At 62.1% G+C, this 15,223-nt stretch carries 17 protein-coding genes; 11 read left to right on the forward strand and 6 right to left on the reverse strand.

What is annotated here, in order from left to right:
• Nucleotides 1-22: 22 nt before the first annotated feature.
• Nucleotides 23-1,654 (reverse strand): peptide ABC transporter substrate-binding protein, encoded by a 1,632-nt coding sequence (locus tag HAD_RS00100; protein WP_035568513.1) that lies wholly within the window; start codon nt 1,652-1,654, stop codon nt 23-25.
• Nucleotides 1,655-1,849: 195 nt separating this feature from the next.
• On the opposite strand from HAD_RS00100, the gene HAD_RS00105 reads away from it, so the two are divergent.
• Both HAD_RS00105 and HAD_RS00110 read left to right on the forward strand, forming a co-directional pair.
• Entirely contained in the window at nt 1,850-2,368 is a 519-nt protein-coding gene (locus tag HAD_RS00105; protein ID WP_035568516.1) for a hypothetical protein, read from the forward strand.
• 186 nt (nt 2,369-2,554) lie between these two features.
• Complete coding sequence (locus HAD_RS00110; RefSeq protein WP_051595787.1) at nt 2,555-3,523, forward strand: mechanosensitive ion channel family protein; 969 nt, start codon at nt 2,555-2,557, stop codon at nt 3,521-3,523.
• On the opposite strand, the gene HAD_RS00115 is transcribed toward HAD_RS00110, so the two are convergent.
• Together HAD_RS00115 and HAD_RS00120 are read right to left on the reverse strand one after the other, a co-directional pair.
• On the reverse strand, nt 3,502-3,780 hold the full coding sequence (locus HAD_RS00115; RefSeq protein ID WP_035568519.1) for a hypothetical protein: 279 nt from the start codon (nt 3,778-3,780) through the stop codon (nt 3,502-3,504). The two genes, HAD_RS00110 and HAD_RS00115, sit on opposite strands and share 22 nt — an antisense overlap.
• A 259-nt stretch (nt 3,781-4,039) precedes the next feature.
• Nucleotides 4,040-4,474, reverse strand: coding sequence for a hypothetical protein (locus HAD_RS00120; protein WP_051595788.1), 435 nt, complete (start codon nt 4,472-4,474; stop codon nt 4,040-4,042).
• Nucleotides 4,475-4,671: 197 nt separating this feature from the next.
• Here HAD_RS00120 and HAD_RS00125 point away from each other — a divergent pair, with 197 nt between their 5' ends.
• Both HAD_RS00125 and HAD_RS00130 read left to right on the forward strand, forming a co-directional pair.
• Nucleotides 4,672-5,667 (forward strand): Gfo/Idh/MocA family protein, encoded by a 996-nt coding sequence (locus HAD_RS00125; protein WP_035568523.1) that lies wholly within the window; start codon nt 4,672-4,674, stop codon nt 5,665-5,667.
• A gap of 152 nt (nt 5,668-5,819) precedes the next feature.
• The gene (locus tag HAD_RS00130; RefSeq protein WP_035568526.1) at nt 5,820-7,184 is read left to right on the forward strand and encodes a tryptophanase; all 1,365 of its coding nucleotides are present in this window, start codon (nt 5,820-5,822) and stop codon (nt 7,182-7,184) included.
• Here the strand turns inward: HAD_RS00130 and HAD_RS00135 are convergent.
• Nucleotides 7,181-9,043: a DUF4332 domain-containing protein gene (locus HAD_RS00135; protein WP_035568529.1), complete on the reverse strand. Its 1,863-nt coding sequence runs from the start codon at nt 9,041-9,043 to the stop codon at nt 7,181-7,183. The two genes, HAD_RS00130 and HAD_RS00135, sit on opposite strands and share 4 nt — an antisense overlap.
• A 103-nt stretch (nt 9,044-9,146) precedes the next feature.
• Nucleotides 9,147-10,457, reverse strand: coding sequence for an acyl-CoA dehydrogenase family protein (locus HAD_RS00140; RefSeq protein ID WP_035568532.1), 1,311 nt, complete (start codon nt 10,455-10,457; stop codon nt 9,147-9,149).
• Nucleotides 10,458-10,681: 224 nt separating this feature from the next.
• Between HAD_RS00140 and HAD_RS00145 the strand changes: the two genes are divergently transcribed.
• The 3 genes from HAD_RS00145 (at nt 10,682) to HAD_RS00155 (ending at nt 12,206) form a co-directional block, all read left to right on the forward strand.
• On the forward strand, nt 10,682-11,032 hold the full coding sequence (locus HAD_RS00145; RefSeq protein ID WP_035568535.1) for a UrcA family protein: 351 nt from the start codon (nt 10,682-10,684) through the stop codon (nt 11,030-11,032).
• A gap of 126 nt (nt 11,033-11,158) precedes the next feature.
• Nucleotides 11,159-11,455 carry a DUF8200 family protein gene (locus HAD_RS00150; protein WP_035568537.1) on the forward strand — a complete coding sequence of 99 codons (297 nt, stop codon included), beginning with the start codon at nt 11,159-11,161 and terminating at the stop codon, nt 11,453-11,455.
• Between the two features lie 139 nt (nt 11,456-11,594).
• The gene (locus HAD_RS00155) at nt 11,595-12,206 is read left to right on the forward strand and encodes an exopolysaccharide biosynthesis protein (RefSeq protein WP_035568540.1); all 612 of its coding nucleotides are present in this window, start codon (nt 11,595-11,597) and stop codon (nt 12,204-12,206) included.
• A 6-nt stretch (nt 12,207-12,212) separates the two neighbouring features.
• On the opposite strand, the gene HAD_RS00160 is transcribed toward HAD_RS00155, so the two are convergent.
• Nucleotides 12,213-12,611 (reverse strand): VOC family protein, encoded by a 399-nt coding sequence (locus HAD_RS00160; RefSeq protein WP_035568542.1) that lies wholly within the window; start codon nt 12,609-12,611, stop codon nt 12,213-12,215.
• Between the two features lie 124 nt (nt 12,612-12,735).
• On the opposite strand from HAD_RS00160, the gene HAD_RS00165 reads away from it, so the two are divergent.
• From HAD_RS00165 to HAD_RS00180, 4 genes are read left to right on the forward strand one after another with little or no spacing between them, the layout of a single operon-like run.
• Complete coding sequence (locus tag HAD_RS00165) at nt 12,736-13,638, forward strand: haloalkane dehalogenase (protein ID WP_035568544.1); 903 nt, start codon at nt 12,736-12,738, stop codon at nt 13,636-13,638.
• A gap of 2 nt (nt 13,639-13,640) precedes the next feature.
• Nucleotides 13,641-14,033, forward strand: coding sequence for a hypothetical protein (locus HAD_RS00170; RefSeq protein WP_035568546.1), 393 nt, complete (start codon nt 13,641-13,643; stop codon nt 14,031-14,033).
• A 44-nt stretch (nt 14,034-14,077) separates the two neighbouring features.
• Nucleotides 14,078-14,521 (forward strand): NUDIX domain-containing protein, encoded by a 444-nt coding sequence (locus HAD_RS00175; RefSeq protein WP_051595789.1) that lies wholly within the window; start codon nt 14,078-14,080, stop codon nt 14,519-14,521.
• Nucleotides 14,522-14,528: 7 nt separating this feature from the next.
• Nucleotides 14,529-15,149 carry an ElyC/SanA/YdcF family protein gene (locus tag HAD_RS00180; RefSeq protein ID WP_156942101.1) on the forward strand — a complete coding sequence of 207 codons (621 nt, stop codon included), beginning with the start codon at nt 14,529-14,531 and terminating at the stop codon, nt 15,147-15,149.
• The last annotated feature ends 74 nt before the right edge of the window (nt 15,150-15,223 follow it).

Here is a 15,223-nt window from a genome sequence, read left to right on the forward strand (position 1 = left end):
GCCTCCCCCTGATCAGCAACACCTATTCAGCGGATTGGATATCATTCCTGCACATGAAGCGCGAGCGGTGCTTGTCCTTCGCATTTTCCTCGAACCCGGTCAGATCCGGGTCCACGAGGTTCTTGGTCACCTGGAACCACATCGGCGTGATCGGATAGTCGTTCAGCATCAGGTCTTCCGCCTCGGCAAAGGTTTCGGCCCGCTGCTTGAGGTCGAGTTCGGTATTCGAGCGCATGAGCAGCGCATCATATTCCGGATTGTTATAGTTGCCGTAGTTCTGCTGGCCGGTGTCCGATTTCAGCAGGTAGAGGAAGTTGATCGGATCGTCGAAGTCGGCGACCCAGGCCCCATCGGCAACCTCGAAGTCCGACTGGCGCAGACGCGCATACAGCACTTTGGTGTCCTGCTTCACGATCGTCGGCTTCACCCAGGGGGCAATCTCGGCCCAGTTGGCCTGTGCCACCGGGGCGACTTTCGGATTGTCATCGGTCGAACGGTGGATGAATTCGAACTCCAGCGGATTGTCCGGGCCGTAACCGGCCTCTTCCAGAAGGCGCTTGGCTTCCGTGAGACGCTCTTCGCGCGGCGTGTCTTCCCACGCCACATGCGGCCGCGGGACGTCATAATTGTTCACCCCCGGAGGCACCATGGAATAGGCCGGCACATAGCCGGGCGTCAGCACGCTTTTCACCATGAATTCCCGGTCGAGCGCCATGGACAGCGCCTTGCGGACGCGCACATCGTCGAAGGGGGCAATCTGGGAATTGAATGACCAATAGGTGGTGATCAGGGCCGGCGTGGTGCGGACCCAGCCTGGCAGCTTGGCTTCGATTTCAGTCTGGCGAGCGCCATCAAACGCATTGTTGAGGTCCAGTTCACCGGCCTGGATCTTGTTCTCCACGGACGTCAGGTCTTCCAGCTCGAAATAGACTACCCGGTCGAAACAGGCATCCTCCGCGCCGAAGCCGGTCGGATTCTTGTCGGCGACGAGCTGGTCGCCGGTCCGCCAGTAAACCAGCTTGTACGGGCCGTTCACCACGATGTTGTCAGGCTGGATCCAGGCATCGCCATAGGTCTCGATGGCTTTGCGGGGTACCGGATAGGTCGTGTAGTGCGACAGCAGGCCCGGCAGGTATGGCGCCGGGTATTCCAGCGTCAGCTCCAGCGTCTTGTCATCGATGGCGCGGGCGCCCAGTTCTTCCGGCGGCAGCTCGCCCCGATTGATCTGGGCGGCATTCTTGATGAGGTAGAGCAGCGAGGAATACTGCGAGGCCACTTCCGCCGACTGGATGCGGCGCAGGCCGTAAACGAAGTCCTCTGCAACGACCGGATTGCCGTCGGACCAGTAGTAATCCCCGAGATGGAAGGTCCAGACGAGGCCGTCCGGGCTGGTTTCCCAGCTGGTAGCCATGCCGGGCTGCGGGCGGGCGTCCGGGCCATCGGTCGTCAGACCGATGAACATGTCGCCGATGATGATGTCCTCCCACTGGGCCGAGGATTTGTGCGGATCGAGCGTGTCGACCTTGGCCGAGATGCCGCGGCGCAGGGTCGGAACGTCGCTTTCGGATCCGCCGTTGCCGCCGCCTCCGCAAGCAGCAAGAACAAGGGCCATGGCGCCGGCGGCCAAAAGGCGCGGCGTGCGGGAGAAGATCATGCGCATACTCCTGGGTGGTCTCAGTTTGGGTTGTTTGCTGCCAGATGCCGACACAAATGAAAAGACTTTGCGTATTTTGAATGAACAGAAGCTGAGTTTGCCGCAAACTGCGGGCTGCCCTTCCCGGGCTTGCCCGGATTTGCCAGAAACGATGCCAGTCACGGGCCTGGGGCCCATAAACCGAGGAACGCCGCCATGAAACGCCCGATCACCCTCATCGCCGCCGCCATCAGTCTGGCCGCTCTGCCTGCGCTGGCTGAAAACGCCTCCACATCCGATGTCTATGCCTGCAAGGACATCACCGCAGATGCCGAACGCCTCGCCTGCTACGATACCGCCGTCGGCCGGCTGAAGGCGGCGGAGGAAGCCGGTGAGGTAAAGACCTTCACACGCAAGGAAGTCGAAGACGTGCAGCGTGACAGCTTCGGCTTTTCCATTCCGTCCTTGCCGAAACTGGCCTTTGGCAGCAGGGATTCCGGCGGCAATTCGATATCGGACGAGCTGAAGGAAGTGACCTTCCCGGTGACATCCGTAAGCGGCAGCCGCGGCGCCCTGCTTGTCACGCTGGAAAACGGCCAGGTGTGGCGACAGGTCGACAGCAAGAGGATCAGCCCGAGCCCGAAGAAGGAAGCCCGCGTCTACCAGGCGGCGCTGGGCAGCTTCAAGATGAAGCTGGACGGCGGACTGGCTTTCCGTGTTGAGCGCGTGAAGTAACGCCCAAGGAATACCCGCCTGGGGCGTTTGGGAACGAAACACGGCCCCGGCTGTTGAACCGTCGCAGACCAATCGCGTATCCGGTCAATAGGATACGTCACCGGAAGGAACGCCGTCATCGCCGGGAACAAACAGAAGAAGGAAGCGGCCAACAACCGCTCGAAGCGGGAAACGCTGAAGCGGGCGATGCGCATCCGCTGGCTGAAGCGCGCGCGTCCGCCTGCCCTGTTCGCCCTGATCGGCGCGGCAATCCTGAGCGTTCCGCATACAGGGCTGGTGCCTGACTGGCACATGCTGGGCGACTGGCCGGATGTGCTGGCCTCGATCTGTTTCATCGCCGCGACCGGCTGGTCCATCGGCACGCTTGTCGACGGACTGGTGAAACGGCGCCTGGCCAAACTGAACTTCCGGGATTCCGATAATCTGAAGGCGCGCAAATCCGCCACGCGGCTGGATGTGATCCGGCGCATCTGGGTTGTCGCGGTCGGCATCGTGACCGTCGCTGCCGGGCTGACGCTGATCCCCGGCGTCAAACAGTTCGGTGTCAGCCTGTTCGCCTCAGCCGGGATCGCGGGCATCGCGGTCGGCATTGCCGCACGCCCGGTGCTGTCGAACCTGATCGCCGGCCTGCAGATCGCCTTCACCCAGCCCATCCGCCTCGATGATGCAGTCGTGCTGGAAGACGAATGGGGCTGGATCGAGGAGATCGGGCTGTTTTACGTCGTCGTCCGCATCTGGGACTGGCGGCGGCTGGTCGTGCCGGTCTCGTATTTCATAGAGCAGCCGTTCCAGAACTGGACGCGGAAATCCTCCAACATCATCGGCAGCGTGTTCTGGTCGCTGGACTATCAGGCCCCCGTCTCGGAGATGCGGGAGAAGCTGGCGGAGATCTGCCGGGCCACCCCGCTGTGGGATGGCGACGTCGTGAACCTGCAGGTGACGGACACAGGCATCAACACGATCCGTATACGGGCATTAGCCAGCGCGAAGAACTCTCCCGATGCCTGGGACCTGCGGTGCTTCATCCGTGAAAAGATGATCACCTGGCTTCAGGAGAAACATCCCGAGGCCCTGCCCCGCGTCCGCAACGAACTCGACACACTGCCCGAAGGCGCCTTCGATGGCCGGGCGATTCAGGCCGGGCGGATGGAATAGACCGCCGTCGCGCTCATCACGACCGTGCCATTGATCGTGGCAGAGCCACCGGCGAACAGGATGGTGCGCGTGCGCCGGTCGATCCGCGTGTCGAAACCGGCCTTCGACGCATCGTCGATGCGGGCGGAGACGTCCACCGTCACCGAAACCAGGTCCACGTGCGACGGTGCGCAGAGCTCTTCCGCCGCGGCCCGGATGGCCGACATCAGGTCCAGCGCAAGTTTTTCATCCGCCTGAAGCGTCGCAGTCGCTGTCATGTGTGCAAATTCCCCTGTTCGTTCGCCTCTCCATAAACAGGGCGGGCGCGAAGGGAAAGGGCCAGGCTGCCGGGAGGGTATATTGGCAGCCCGGCCCTCGGGTAGGTCGATACGTCCGTCTGGGTGGGGGGGATGCCAGACGTATCGAAGCGTTTACGCAACGATACGCCGGTTGGATCACCCGGATTTGTCATATTTGATCGCGCACAAAAAAAGCCGCCCGGCGGGGGCGGCATTTCTTTGCGGCTTTCCAGGCGTGTCAGGCGGCCTTGGTGTCGCTGTCATCGGCTGTGATGTCACCGTCGAGATCCGACCCGATCAGGTCGCCGAGATGGCCGAATCCGCTGAGGCCGTGAACCTCTTCCATATGGGAGGAGATGGCCGGAAGCAGCGCGCCGATATGCTTGTGGTCCAGCCCGATGGCGTGAAGGGCCGTGATCATTTCACGCGCAACACGGCGCTTGCCGCCGGGAGTCTGCTCGATCATGCGGGCGATCTCGCCAACCGGGGCACCCAGTTCGCTGCCTGTCCGGGCCGAGAGCGCGCGGGCGCCGGGAAGCGTTGTGAACATGGCCGTGGCGAAAGGGGATGCCTGACGCTCGGCCGCATTCAGAACGATGCCGAGGGCTTGCCTGGCATCAGGCTCCGCAAGGCCGCTGGTTTTAGCGATGTGCGCCGTAAGATCATTCATCATTGGCGTAGGCACTCCTAAGATTAACGGCCTCGGGATGTTCCATTAACCCGGCACAGCCTTTCTGTTTGGTTACCGGATGGGTGAAATTGCGAAGATCGCCGCAAGGACTGGTTAAGAATCTCCGCTGCGCCGCACCGGTTTCATTTACAAACCCGTCCCGGCGGCCACTATGCGCGCTGACAGAGGGGGGACTTTCCATGATCCGGATCGGCATTCTTGGAGCGGCAAAGATTGCGCCGCCGGCGATCATCGAGCCTGCCCGCCGCCGGACCGACTGCCGCGTCGTCGCCGTGGCCGCACGCGATGCCGGCCGCGCGGCTGCCTACGCCGCCGAGCATGACATCCAGCATGTGGCGGACAGCTATGAGGCGCTAATCGCCCGCAACGACATCGACCTGATCTACAATGCCCTGCCCCCGAACCGGCATGCCGACCTCAGCATCGCCGCGCTCAGGGCCGGCAAGGCCGTCCTGTGCGAAAAGCCGTTCGCGATGAATGCCGACGAAGCGGCTGCCATGCAGCAGGCGGCAGAAGAGACCGGCCGGCCGCTGCTGGAGGCATTCCATTACCGCTTCCACCCGGCCTTCCTTCACGCCCTCGGCCATGTCCGCAGCGGGCATGTCGGGAAAATCCTGTCGATGGAGGCGGATTTCTCGGTCGCCATCCCCTACCGGCCCGGCGAACTGCGCCACACGCTGGAGACCGGCGGCGGCGCGCTGATGGATCTCGGCTGTTATTGCATCCACATGGTACGGACCATGGCGGGCGCCGAGCCCGCCGTTGCGTCCGCCGAATGCCATTGCGACCGCCCGGGTGTCGATATCTCGACGCATGCGCGGCTGGTCTTTCCGGGCGATGTTACCGCCTCGGTCATGACGTCCATGTCGGAGACCGTGACACGGCGCATGCAGCTGCATGTCGAAGGTACCAAGGGCTCGCTGACCTTCAACAATCCGATCCACCCGCATCGCGGGCACAAGATCATCCTCCAGCAGCATGGCCAGCCGGACCGGACCGAGACGATTCCGGGCGACATCACCTATGACCACCAGCTGGCGCATATGGTGGACGTGCTGGCCGGGCGCGCGGAACCGCTGACCGGCGGGGCGGATGCGGTGGCAAATATGCGCGTGATTGACGCAATTTATGGCAGCGCAGGCCTTTCCCCGCGCGGCAGCCAACTGGTCTCTTGAAAACCGCCAGAAGCCTTGATATCCAACAGATATTGCAACAGGCGCTGAGCGCGGTCCCGCATCCAAGGCGAGGCAACCGCGGCGCAGGATAAGTCCTGTGTGCGACGCCTTCGGGCACCTCCAGGACTTTTAACAAGCCCGGAGTGAGCCACATGAAGACCATCATCGAACCTTTCCGCATCAAATCGGTCGAGCCGATCCGCATGACTACGCGTGAGGAACGCGCAGACCTGCTGAAGGCCGCGAAATACAATCTATTCAAACTGCATTCGGACGATGTGATCATCGACCTGCTGACTGACAGCGGCACGTCCGCCATGAGCGCGGCGCAATGGGGCGCGGTGATGACGGGCGATGAAAGCTATGCCGGGGCGCCCAGCTTCTACCGGTTCGAGGCGGCCGTCCGGAACCTGATGGACTTCAAGCACATCATTCCGACCCACCAGGGCCGCGCCGCTGAACACCTGTTGTTCAACCTGATCGCCAAGCCCGGCCACATCATCCCCTCGAACACGCATTTCGACACGACGCGCGGTAATATCGAGGCAGCGGGCGCCGAAGCGGTGGACCTGCCGATTGCCGAAGGCAAGATCCCGTCCCTCGATCATCCGTTCAAGGGCAATATGGACCTTGAGGCGCTGGAAGCCCTGCTGCGCGAGAAGCGCGATTCCATCCCCGCCGTGATGATGACCATCACCAACAATGCCGGCGGCGGCCAGCCTGCCAGCCTCGAAAACATCCGCGCAGCCGCCCAGATTGCCCAGCACTATCGCAAGCCCTTCTTCATCGACGGCTGCCGCTTTGCCGAGAATGCCTGGTTCATCAAGCTGCGCGAACCCGGCCAGCAGGACCGCAGCATCAAAGCCATCATCCACGACATTTTCGAAGTCGCGGACGGCATGACAATGAGCGCCAAGAAAGACGCCTTCGCCAATATCGGCGGCTGGCTGGCCCTGCGCGATGATGCGCTGGCCGAACGCGCCCGCACCCTGCTGATCCAGACCGAGGGCTTCCCTACCTATGGCGGTCTCGCGGGCCGGGACCTTGATGCCATCGCGCAGGGCCTCTCAGAGATCATCGACGAGGATTACCTGCGCTACCGTGTCCGGACGAATGCCTACATCGCGGAACGGCTGGATGCGATGGGCGTGCCGGTCGTGAAGCCGGCGGGCGGCCATGCCGTCTTCGTGGATGCGCGCGCCTTCCTGTCTCACATCCCGCCTCTGGAATATCCGGGCCAGGCGCTAGCCTGCGCACTTTACGAGATGGGCGGCATCCGCGGCTGCGAGATCGGCACGGTGATGTTCGGACGCAAGCCGGACGGCAGCGAGGAACCCGCCCGGATGGACCTTGTGCGCCTGGCCATGCCCCGGCGCGTCTACACCCAGTCGCATGCGGACTATATCGTCGAAGTGTTCGAGGACCTCGCCGCCTCGAAAGACCAGCTGAGCGGCCTGAAAATCGTGAAAGAGCCGCCGATGATGCGGCACTTCACGTCAGAGTTTGCACCGCTCTAGGCTGCGTCGCGGGCGCGCTCGATCCACTCTTCGACCTCTTCTTCCATGAAGAGGTCGTCGCCGCGGCGGACGCGCTCCCCTTCCGGCGAGTTCAGGAATTCCGTTGCCAGAAGGAACAGGGTGCGCGCAGGCGCTTCGGCCAGTTCCTTGCTGGTGCGGATACCGGCGCCGACCATGATCTGCACATCATGCACGCGCAGGCCGGGCACTTCCATCATCAGCTTCGTCTGGTCCTGCCAGTCGCGGAGGGTTTCGGAGTCGATATAGTGGACGTCCAGCATGAAGGCCGTCTCCTCGATATCGCAATCGAGCAGTTCGCCAATCGTGTAGATGCCGACGTCTTCGAGGCGGGCAGCGGTTTTCGGGCCGATCGACGGCGCATCAACCACCGGGCTTTCGCGCGTCAGGCCGGAAGTGCGGACATGCGGCGCCTCGGCCGGCGCCTCATCTTCCTCTGATGCGACGACCTCATCCGGTTCGTCTGCGGATTCGTCCTCTTCGTCCTCGTCGTCCTCTTCCTCGTCGTCTTCGTCTTCTTCATCATCCTCGTCGTCGTCGAAGTCTTCGTCGTCCTCATCTTCATCGAAGTCTTCGTCTTCGTCGTCGTACTCATCCTCGTCCTCGTCGGCTTCGGATTCGTACACGTCCTCGTCTTCGTCCTCATCGTCGGCAGCGCTGAGCTCAGCGTCTTCCTCACCGTCATCGTCCAGGCCCAGGCCGGCCTCTTCGATGGCTGCGAGTTCCGTTTCATCGAGGATCAGCTCGTCTTCGAGCAGAACGTCGTCTTCGGCCTCAACCGAGACGGGGTCGATTTCGTCGGCAGCGTCCAGAATGATTTCGTCTTCAACGGCTTCGGTTTCAGGTTCCGCCGTGACAACCGGCCTTTGCCCTTCCGGCGGCACATGCGCCGATCCGATCGGGCCGATTTCCTGCTTGTTGAGCTCTTTCAGAGGCACACGGAGCACCTGCGCCGCATGCATCATGCGGATGGCCTTGTCGTCTTCCGGCAGTGTTTTGATGACTTTGCCGGTCTTGCGGAATTCCTTGTACATACGCTCGACCTGCGCCCGGTCGTTCACATCGGCGAGTTTCGCCGTGATCCAGCGCAGCGGAATGTCGAGCGTCTCGATATATCCCTGCAGCGTCAGGTGCGCCTTCGGAGGCGCAACAGCTGCCTCTTCCACAGCCTGCGTTACCAGTGCTGCAAATCCGGCGGTGGCGTAAGCGACGAGGTTTGCGATGCCCTCGCGCATCGTGTCATCCAGGCCGGACGGCGGATGAGCCACGCCGCGCTCCAGATCATAGTGATCGATGAACGTATTATAGTAGGTGTTCGACAGGGCCGCGCCTTCCACCACCATGTCGGCAACGAAGCCCGGGCCGGACGGCACATGGATAACCGGATAGCCGTTCGCCTCGATCCTTTCGTCGATCACGTCCCGGCTCTTGGCGATGGACCATTCGACGGCGCGGTGAATGACGCCTTCTTCCTCGGTCTGAGCGGTGTGGAAGGGCTGGATCGGGTCTGCATAATAATGGCTCAGCACACCGAGCGCGTAGGCCGCCTTGCTCCACTTCTTCGCGCGCAGCAGTTCGACCGAACGGGCATACCACGCCATCGCCTTGCCAGGCGCGCCGCCCCACTGGCCTTCATTCACGTGGCAAACGTGATTCATGAAGTCCTTGAACTTCGCATCCGGCGCCTTCGCACCTTCCAGAAGATGCTCGTGATGGACCAGGAAGATGGCCTTCCAGGCCTCCCCCTGCTCCCCGCCAATCAGCGAAAGGGCATCGAGTGCGATGTAGTGATGGGTAGAACGGCAGCGATGCGCACGAACGACACGTTCGAGCAGAGACATGGGCAAGACTCCTCAGCCTGGCAGATTGTCAGACCGAGGAGTGGGTTAACTTGGTTACCCGGTTGTTAACCCTTCGCCCCTTGCGCGAAGATTTTTCTGCAGGTCAGCGAACCGCGAAGTCGAACGGCTCGTTGCGGTTCTTGCCCTTGTTGGGGCCCATGAAGCCGAACAGGTGGCCGGCCACCTTGCGCATCTGGATCTCTTCGGAGCCTTCGGTGATGCGGTAACGGCGGTGGTGGCGGTAGATGTGCTCGAACGGTTTGTGGCGCGAATAGCCGATACCGCCATGCACCTGCATCGCCCGGTCGGCCGCGTCGCAGCACAGCCGGTTGGCCTTGTAGTTACACATCGAGACCTTGTCGGAGAGCTTGATGGCAACTTCCGGCTTGGACATCTGGTCGATTTCCCAGGCCGTCTTGAAGATGAAGAGGCGGAGCATCTCTGCTTCGGTGGCCTGCTCGACCAGCGGGAACTGGATCGCCTGGTTCACCGACAGCGGTTTGCCGAACGGGCGGCGCTCATTGGCATAGTTCACCGCTTCGGTGATGCAGTACATCGCCGCGCCGACGGAGCTGGCCGCCTGGCGGATGCGGTTCTCGTGAACGAAGTGCTGCGCCAGAGCGAGGCCGCCTTCCGGCGGGCCGAACACGGCATCTTCCGGCACCCAGACATCCTTGATGGTCAGGCGCGGATGGTCCGTCGGCATATTGAAGGTCCACATATATTCTTCGATGATCACGCCGGGGTCGCGCGCCGGAATGATCAGACAGGTGATGCCCTTCGCATCGCCGTCTTCGCCGCTGGTCCGGCAGAACAGCATGATGTGGGTCGCGACATGCATGCCGGTGATCCACATCTTCTCGCCATTGATCAGCCAGCCATCCTTGCCATCTTTCTTGTGGCGCACCGCGCGGGTTTCCATATGCGTCGCGTCGGAGCCGTGATGCGGCTCTGTCAGGCCGAAGCAGGCCAGGAACTTGCCCTCAAGCGCGGCATTGGCGAGGTGCTTCTGGTCCGGACGGGCAAAGTCCCGCAGCATCAGGATCTGCGGGAAGTTGCCGACGATGGAGTGTTCGTTCTGCAGATCATTGTGCAGGCCGAGGCCCTTGCGGGCGAGATGCTCGCGAATAACGGCCATGCCGAGATTGGTGCCGTCCTGGCCGCCAAATTCCTTGGGCAGCGCATAGCGCAAATGGCCGGCCGCATCGGCGCGGCGCTTGGCCTCCCTAAGCAGCGCCTCCCATTCCGGACGCGGCAGACCGCCATTTTCGAAATCGGTGCGCGCCCATTCGCGGCGGTGGTCGAAGAAACGGATATTGTCGTCCTGCTGCTCCAGCGGCTTGATTTCGTCTTCGATGAACTTGTCGAGCACCACCAGATAGTCGGCAATTTCCTGCGGGATATTGAAGTCCATGTCGCGTCTCCTCCTGACCTTTGTCTCTTATTAAAATCTCTTGACCACGAGCATATCGAGGCAGGGGCGCACGGCAATTTGTGCCGCGGGGGCAAGCGGCGAACTAAATTGAACTGTTAGAAAAATTATGAGTACTGAACGATTGACTTATTGTTCAGGGATCATATTCTTCCCCTTGTGACTTCACCGGGTCACGCAAATCCAACGCAGAAAGGTTTCCTCCCATGACCTCCCGCATCCTCTCTCTCGCTGCCAGTGCAACCCTCGCCGGCGCAGCCCTGTTCGCCGCCCCTGCATCCGCCGAAGTCCAACGCGACCTGCAGCTGGACGTACAGTATGATGCCGCCGCTCTCGACACCGCGTCTGGCGCTGAAAAAGTACTGAATTCACTGCAAGAGCAAGCAATCGACGCCTGCCGGTACACTCGCCCGGTCGCCGGTGCCCCCCGCGTGGACGATGTCTGCGTCTCCGAAATCATCGCCAAGGCTGTCATTCAGATCAACGCCCCGGAACTGACCCGCATTTATGCGGCCAACACCCCTCAGTCGACCCGGATCCTGGCGGCGCTCAAATAGGAACGCCGCTTAACAAGAAGCGCTGAACACTTGACGTAGTTTTCAGCGCTATCTATTAGTTCAGCGTCGGGACGACCACCGCGCACCCGGCGCTGAATATAACCATAAGCGAAAAGGCATCCTCCCATGCTCCGTTCTGCAATTCTTGGCGCCGCCTTCCTCGGCCTCGCCGCTCCCGCATTCGCCACCAGCTTCACCTTCGAGACGGCCAAACCGGTCGATGAAACACGCGTCACCGTGATCGGGACCGTCTGGACCTGCGAAGGCACTGTCTGCACGGGTGAGATGAACCGCAAGAAAGTCACGCTGCGCGACTGCAAGAAGATCGCGAAGAAGGCCGGCGAAATCACCTCATTCAAGAACGACAAGTACGAGCTCTCGGCTGACGACATCGAAGCCTGCAAAGCTTCGGCACGCGGCTAGAACGGCCCGGCCAACCAGCCAATCTCTCCAGAGCCTCTCCTCGGGCCGCCTCGGGTTTAACAGCCGGGCGGCCATTTTTTTGCCTTTCCGCGCAACGCTCCGCTCGCTGGCACGTTAAGCCTTCAGACGGAGAGGAGACATGGCCGCAAGCCGGAACCAACCATTGGAACGCGTTCTCGAAGCCGCAATCGAGGACTGCGATCAGGACAAGGTCACCATCGGTGCCCTGCTCGACATGTTCGGGGACCGGTCGTTCGGGCCCGTCATTATCCTGCTTGGTCTCCTGGTGACTGTGCCGCCGCTGGGCGGTATTCCCGGCCTGCCCATTGCCGTCGGCGCCATCATCCTCCTTTTCAGCCTGCAGATCGTGCTCGGTGCACGTCACATCTGGATGCCGCAATTCGTGCAGAAACAGGGCATTGAATGCTCAAAGCTGGAAAATGCCCGGGGCCGCGTGAAGCCGTGGCTCCAGCGGATCGACAGGATGATCACTGAACGCCTGACCTGGGCGACCGGCAAGATCGCGACCTATGGCGCGGCACTGGCGGTTTCACTGCTCTCATTGCTGATGATCCCGCTGGAACTGGTCCCGTTTGCCGTTGCAGCGCCGGGCATGGCCATTGTCCTTTTCGGCCTGGCCCTTGTCGCGCGGGATGGCGCCCTGATGCTGGCCGGATTTGCCGGGACCGCCGCGGCCCTCAGTCTCGCTGTCTTTCTGGTGCCCTGGGGCACAGTCGCCGGATGGCTCTGATGTCCCCTATTCCGCGGGCGCAGGCTCAACCGGTTGCCAGAGTTCGATCTTGCGCCCGTCCGGGTCCATGACCCAGGCGAACTTGCCGTAGGATTCGATCATCGGCTCGCCCGCCATCGGCACGCCTTCCGTCTCCAGACGTTCGAGCATGCCGTCGAAATCGTCGATCATCAGATTGATCATGAAATCGGCATCCGACGGTTTGAAATAATCGCTGTCTGCCTTGAACGGTGCCCAGATCGTGCGTGCGCCCTCGGGAAACAGGGCCGCGGAACCGGCATGGGCAAAGCTGGCGCCGCCATAGTCATCGATCTCCAGGCCCAGGACCCGCTTGTACCAATCGCGTGTGGCCTCAACATCCTTGCAGTGGAAAAAGACACCGCCCAACCCGATCACTTTTGCCATTACGGGCTTCCTTTCCAGATTTCATGTCGGGACATCCGCCGTATTTCGCGCAATGATCCGGCTCAACACTCTGCCGCCACGCTAGCCGCAGAGGCCGTGAAATCAAAGGTGGGAGACGAAGCAAATGAAGACAGACGCCCTGCGCACCCCGGATGAGCGATTTTCCGGCCTGCCCGGCTGGCCGTATGCCCCGCATTATGTGGACGACCTGCCGGGCTATGAAGGCCTGCGCGTACACTATGTGGATGAGGGGCCGCAAAACGCCGTGCGCACATATCTATGCCTGCACGGCCAGCCCTCCTGGTCTTATCTCTACCGCAAGATGATCCCGGTCTTCCTCGACTCCGGGGCCCGTGTGATCACGCCGGACTGGCTGGGCTTCGGCCGCTCCGACAAGCCGGTGGCGGATGAGACATATACGTTCCACTTCCACCGCAACATGATGATCGAACTGGTGAAGCGGCTGGATCTTCAGCAGGTGACGCTGGTCTGCCAGGACTGGGGCGGCCTGCTGGGCCTGACCCTGCCGCCGGACATGCCGGACAGGTTTGAACGGCTGATCGTGATGAACACCACGCTCGCCACGGGCACCTCGCCCAGTGACGGGTTCAATGCCTGGAAAGCCTACAGCGCTTCCCAGCCAGACATGGACGTCGCCGCCCTGATGAAGCGGGGCACGCCGGTCCTGTCCGATGCCGAAGCGGCGGCCTATGGCGCCCCCTTCCCGGACGCGACCTACAAGGCCGGTGTGCGGCGCTTCCCCGAACTCGTCATGGTCGAGCCGGGCATGGAAGGCGTGGAGACATCGCAACGGGCTGCGGATTGGTGGGCCCGGGACTGGCAGGGCGAAACCTTCATGGCCGTTGGCGGGGCCGATCCGGTACTCGGCCCGCCCGTCATGGAAAAACTGCGCGCTCAGATCCGCGGCTGTCCCGAACCGATGATCATCGAAGAGGCCGGCCATTTCGTGCAGGAATGGGGCGCGCCGGTCGCGCGCGCCGCTCTGGAAGCCTTCGGGGAGTTGTAATCGTGAACGACCTTCTTGCAGCCTGGCAATCGGATGTCGCACGGCAACCCCAATGGGTTCAGCATTGGCTGGACATCATGGTGATCATTCTCGGCGGTTTCTCCATCGTGTTCAGCCTCGTCAGGGTCGAGGCCCGCTGGGTGCTGGCCGGTTTCATGCTGGGCGCCATCACCATGCTGGGGCTCTACAGCCAGATTGGCTATTCGCGGCTGCTGGGCCTGGCCCATGTGATCTTCTGGACACCGGTGCTGGTCTACCTGCTCCGCCGGCGGGATCGGTGGCGCGTGAAGGAGACCTGGTCCGGCAAATGGATCATCCTGGCCGTCACGACACTGACGATCTCGCTCGTCTTCGACTATACCGACGTCATTCGCTGGGTCCTGGGCGCGCGTTGAATCAACAGATGCCGTGGCCGCCAGTCTGGCCTAGAATAAGCGGCATGACCGATTCTCCCCTCCGTCCCGGAGCAGGCTGTGGCGCCGCCATTCTCGATGACGAGGGGCGCCTGCTCCTGATCCAGCGCCTGAAAGAGCCGGAAGCCGGCGCATGGGGCCTGCCCGGCGGCAAGATCGATTTCGGGGAACGCGCCGAAGACACGGCCCGCCGTGAAATCGAGGAAGAGCTCGGCATCGTCATCGAACTGACGCGCCTGGCCTGTATCTCGGAAATCATCGGCGGGGGCGATGGCCTTCACTGGGTGTCGCCGATCTTCGAGGCCCGCATCGTTTCAGGAGAGCCACGCATCATGGAACCCGAAAAACATGGCGGGTGGGGCTGGTTTACCCGGGACGACCTGCCGGACCGTCTGACCTCGCCGGCGATCACATTCCTCGACAGGACTGCAAATGGGGCATGGCAGCCCGCTCTGAAGCAGTCTTTATAGGTTGGGCATGCGCTGGCTTCGCCGAATCGTTTTCTGGCTGATCATCCTGGATCTGGCCGCGACCGCCCTCTTCTGGGGCGTCAGCCGTTTCATGGACCAGTCGAGAGCACTGACCGGCGGCACGGGCGTCGTCTTCTATACCGACAATAACAAGGACGCGGCGGCGCGAATCGCGAAGGCGGTGAACCTGCTCAAGGCCGGCAAGCTGGACCGGCTTTACATGGTTGGCGGACACCGTCCGCAGGAGGGATGGCTCGGCAGCCAGGAAATGGCGCTGATCGCTGCGCGCGGTTCCGGCCTTGGCGGGCGCATCTCCGCCGATGTGGAAAGCCGGGACACGATCTCCGGCCTGAAGAACCTCGCCCGCAACGCCAAGACCAAAGCGCCCGGCGAAATCGTGTTTGTTTCCAACTGCATGCAGGTGATCCGGGCCAAGGTGATCTACAATGCCCAGCCCGACCACCAGCCAAGCGTGATGGGCGCCTGTCCGCCCGGCGATCTCAATCCGCTCGATATCTGGCGGCGCGCCCATTACGAGGCCGGTGCCTGGGTTCTGTATGCGATGCCCGCGGGCTGGCGGGATGCGGTACTGGACCGGCTGCGGGGCGCCGACGCTCCCACCGAATAAATTTTGTCCGAAATCGGCACATCAGCGCCTTTGGACGATCCGGGTGCGCCGCACCATGCAAATAAATCAAACAA

This window comes from Hyphomonas adhaerens MHS-3, from assembly GCF_000685235.1.
Lineage (GTDB): Bacteria > Pseudomonadota > Alphaproteobacteria > Caulobacterales > Hyphomonadaceae > Hyphomonas > Hyphomonas adhaerens.